The organism is Enterobacter sp. C6 (assembly GCF_008122455.1).
Taxonomy (GTDB): domain Bacteria; phylum Pseudomonadota; class Gammaproteobacteria; order Enterobacterales; family Enterobacteriaceae; genus Enterobacter; species Enterobacter pseudoroggenkampii.
Map to the genome: position 1 here is coordinate 1 of NZ_QPFW01000086.1, position 3928 is coordinate 3928.

Below are 3928 nucleotides of genomic sequence, written 5' to 3' on the forward strand. Positions count from 1 at the left end.
TTAATCCGTATGTCACTGGTTCGAGTCCAGTCAGAGGAGCCAAATTTGAAAAGCCTGCTTTTAAAGCAGGCTTTTTGCTTTTCTGCGCAAGGTAAATGCAAAACGGCAACCTTGTTGCCGTTTTTAGTGTGTGCACCCTCTCCCGTGGGAGAGGGTTGGGGTGAGGGCACCAGACCGCACGAAATTACAAACTAATCGGCGCCGTCGCCTCAATCAGCCACGGACGCGCATCGCTGTTCACCAGAGGTGAAAGCGCCTCGCGTACCTGCTGGTGATACGCATCCAGCCACTGCTTCTCCTGCTCACTCAGCAAATGCAGCTCAACCTGACTTAAGTCGATCGGGATCAGCGTCAGCGAGGCAAACCTGCAGAATCCTGGACGGCTATCCACAATCTCCACCTGGTTTTCAATACGAATACCGTGGCTGTCGCCCAGATAGTAGCCCGGTTCAATCGTCATTATATTGCCCGCCACCAGCGGCCACGGGTTGACCTTTTTGGCGATGCGATGCGGGTTCTCATGGATCAGCAACTGGTGTCCCACGCCATGTCCCGTGCCGTGATCGTAATCCAGCCCCATTTCCCACAGCGGACGACGCGCGAAGGCATCCAGCTGATGCCCCTGAGTCCCGGAAGGGAACTGCAGGGTAATCAGCGACAGGAAGCCTCTCAGCACGGCGGTGTAGTGAAGGCGCTGCTGCGGATCGACCTTACCCCATGCCAGCGTGCGCGTAGCGTCGGTGGTGCCATTCACATACTGGCCGCCAGAATCGTTCAGGTAAAAATGGTTATGGCCGATGGGCTTATTGCTGGCCTCGCTCGAATGGTAGTGACACATTGCCGCATTGCTCGAAGAGGCGGAGATGGTTGCAAAACTCTGCTCGATGAACCCAGGCTGCTGTTGACGGAACGCAAGCTGCTGCGCCTGAACCTCCAGCTCTGTTAGCGGATTCCCTGCCGCCTCGCGCAGCGGCACTTCGCGGCTCAGCCAGGCCAGGAAGTTGACCCAGGCGGCACCGTCCTGGTGATGACACTCGCGATAACCTGCCAGCTCGACCGGGTTTTTGGTGGCCTTTATCAGGGTGATGGGGTCAGTCCGCCAGACAATTTCTCCCCGTGGCTCAATGGCGAAGCGCAGAGCCACCGGCGCGGAATCGGCATCAATCATCACCCGTTTGCCTGCAGCAATCTGCTGACAGCGTTCGATAAAAGCGTCCTGCGGCGCAATGGTAAACGCATTGCGTACCTCTGCTGGCAGGGCGCTGAGCTTATTGTCGTTAACAAACCACTCAACGTGACCGTCACGGCCCAGAAGAGCAAAGGAGAGCGGTACCGGGCTGTAAGGGATATCCGCACCACGCACGTTCAGCAGCCAGGCAATGTTATCCGGCAGCGTAACGGCCAGATAATCGACATTGCTTGCAGCCAGCACCGCGGCGACGCGCTGACGTTTATCAGTGCTGCTTTCACCGCTGTATTCAACCGGCATTTCCCGGATAAGCCCCGCCGGTGCGGCAGGGCGGTCAGTCCATAGGGCGTCAAACGGCGAGGCCTTCAGAGGAACCAGCTCGCACGGCGTGGCAGACAGTTGCTCAAACTCCGAGTTGGTCATCAGCAGCGGATCAAAACCGATGCGCGTCCCGGCCTCCACGTTTTCCGCCAGCCATTCTGCCAGCGGCTCGTTGTGCAGATGGTGGATCTCAACCTCATCCGTATTGACCTGAACGCGAGCCTGAACCTGATAGCGCCCGTCGACGAACAGCAGCGCTTTGTTTTTCAGCACCAGCGCCACGCCGGCCGAACCGTCAAAGCCCGTCAGCCAGGCCAGCTTTTCGTCGTATGGCGCGCAGTATTCGCTCTGCCAGGCATCCGCACGCGGGACGATCATCCCGTCGAGATGGCTGGCCTCGAGCCAGTGGCGCAGGGCAGAGAGCGGAGATGTGCTGGACATGGTTATTCCTTATCGTTATTAGCGGAACGGCGGCTCGTTGAAGGTGCGCAGCTTGCGGGAATGGAGCCTGTCACCTTCCGCCCGCAGCAGGTCAATGGCGCGAATACCAATCTGCAGATGCTCTGAGATAGCCCCCTCATAGAAGCGGTTGGCCTGCCCCGGCAGCTTAATTTCGCCGTGCAGCGGCTTATCTGAGACGCACAGCAGGGTGCCGTAGGGAACGCGGAAGCGATACCCCTGCGCGGCGATGGTGGCGCTCTCCATATCAATTGCCACCGCGCGGCTCAGGTTGAACCGCAGCGCGGAGGCGGAGTAACGCAGCTCCCAGTTGCGGTCATCCGTCGTGACGACCGTACCGGTGCGCAGGCGCTGCTTAACTTCTTCACCCGGCATGCCGCTGACCTCTTTGGTCGCGTCATACAGCGCACGCTGCACTTCGGCGATGCTCGGGATTGGGATATCCGGCGGCAGCACCGCATCCAGCACGTGGTCATCACGCAGATAGGCGTGGGCCAGCACGTAGTCGCCAATCAGCTGGCTTTCACGCAGGCCGCCGCAGTGGCCGATCATCAGCCACACGTCCGGACGCAGCACCGCCAGATGGTCGCAGATGGTCTTGGCATTTGACGGGCCTACGCCAATGTTAATCAGCGTGATGCCCTGACCGTCGGCGGTGATCAGGTGCCAGGCGGGCATCTGGTGCTTTTTCCATGCCAGGTCGGAGATAGCCTGCTCGGGCGCTTCGGTCTCCGCGGTGATCCAGATCCCGCCCGCGCAGGACAGCGCGATATAGGGGCTTTCCGGGTCGAGGATCTGGCTGCAGCCCCAGCGGACAAACTCGTCAACGTAGCGGGTGTAGTTGGTAAAGAGGACGAACGGCTGGAAATGTTCGACGGGCGTGCCGGTGTAGTGGCGCAGTCGCGCCAGGGAGAAATCGACCCGGCGGGCGTCAAAGTGCGACAGGGGAGAAAATTCTGCCGGGTGATAGATCCCATCGGCCGTCTCATCGCCAATCTGTGAAAGCTCCGTCGTCGGGAAGTGGCGGGTCAGCCCCGCGCTCATTGAGCGATCCAGCGTTAGCGCCGAGCCGTCTATCACGTACGGATAAGGGATTTCATGCTGCGAGGGTTCAACGTGAATGTGCGCGCCGTAATCCTGATACAGCAGCGTCAGCTGTTCTTCGAGGTACGGGCGGAACAGTGCCGGGCGGGTAACGGTGGTACTGTAGCAGCCGGAGTGGGTAAAACGGGCGTAGGCGCGGGTTTTCGGTGTCGTGCTGGCGCTGCCGTCCCAGGTCACAGAGAGCGATGGATAAACAAAAAGGCCCTCGGTTCTGGCCTTTTCGTCGGGAAGTTTCCCTGTTTCAATATATTCGCTGATGGCGCTGCGCAGCGCGTTGACGGACTGTTCGTACAGCGCGTCGAGTTTTTCCAGCGCCTGAGCCGGGGTCAGGCTGGAGCCCTTATTATTCATCTCTGTCTCCTTGTTCCACAGGTGTGCGACTCTACCCGATAGTATGTCACACGCCTGTGAAACAAAAGTGAGATCAGCGGTGGCTCGTCTCTTTCATGAGTAGCGCCGTTGCCGCCGACAGCAGGCAACCGGCCAGCAGATAAATCGCCACGCTGTGCCAGTTTCCGCCGGAGAAGGTCACCAGCGCGGCGGCAATAAACGGCGTAAACCCGCCGCCGACCACGCTTGCGACCTGGTAACCCACGCCCGCGCCGCTGTAGCGGTAGCTGGCGCCGAACAGTTCGGTAAACATCGGCTGCTGTACGCAGACCACCATATCGTGAGCGATGTTCGCGAGCATGATGGCAAAGAAGACAATCCAGAAGATCGACTGCGCCTCCAGCGCCATAAAGAATGGCCAGGCGCTGAGGCTCCCAATCAGCGCGCCGGTGATGTAGACGCGACGGCGGCCAAACCGGTCCGCCAGCCAGGCGAAGCAGGGTATCGTCAGGCAGCTGATCCCGC

General features: G+C 59.8%; 3 protein-coding genes. All 3 read right to left on the bottom strand.

Features of this window, described 5'->3' with window-relative positions:
• Window positions 1-184: 184 nt before the first annotated feature.
• Window positions 185-1951: an aminopeptidase P family protein gene (locus DOU50_RS00960; protein ID WP_148768541.1), complete on the bottom strand. Its 1767-nt coding sequence runs from the start codon at window positions 1949-1951 to the stop codon at window positions 185-187.
• A gap of 18 nt (window positions 1952-1969) precedes the next feature.
• On the bottom strand, window positions 1970-3424 hold the full coding sequence (locus tag DOU50_RS00965; protein WP_045908120.1) for an AMP nucleosidase: 1455 nt from the start codon (window positions 3422-3424) through the stop codon (window positions 1970-1972).
• Between the two features lie 73 nt (window positions 3425-3497).
• A partial coding sequence (locus DOU50_RS00970) for an MFS transporter (RefSeq protein ID WP_148768542.1) occupies window positions 3498-3928 on the bottom strand: 431 nt, incomplete at its 5' end.

Coding starts and splice junctions, on each gene's coding strand:
- DOU50_RS00965 (WP_045908120.1), bottom strand. CDS start 3,424: ATGAATAATAAGGGCTCCAGCCTGACCCCGGCTCAGGCGCTGGAAAAA.
- DOU50_RS00960 (WP_148768541.1), bottom strand. CDS start 1,951: ATGTCCAGCACATCTCCGCTCTCTGCCCTGCGCCACTGGCTCGAGGCC.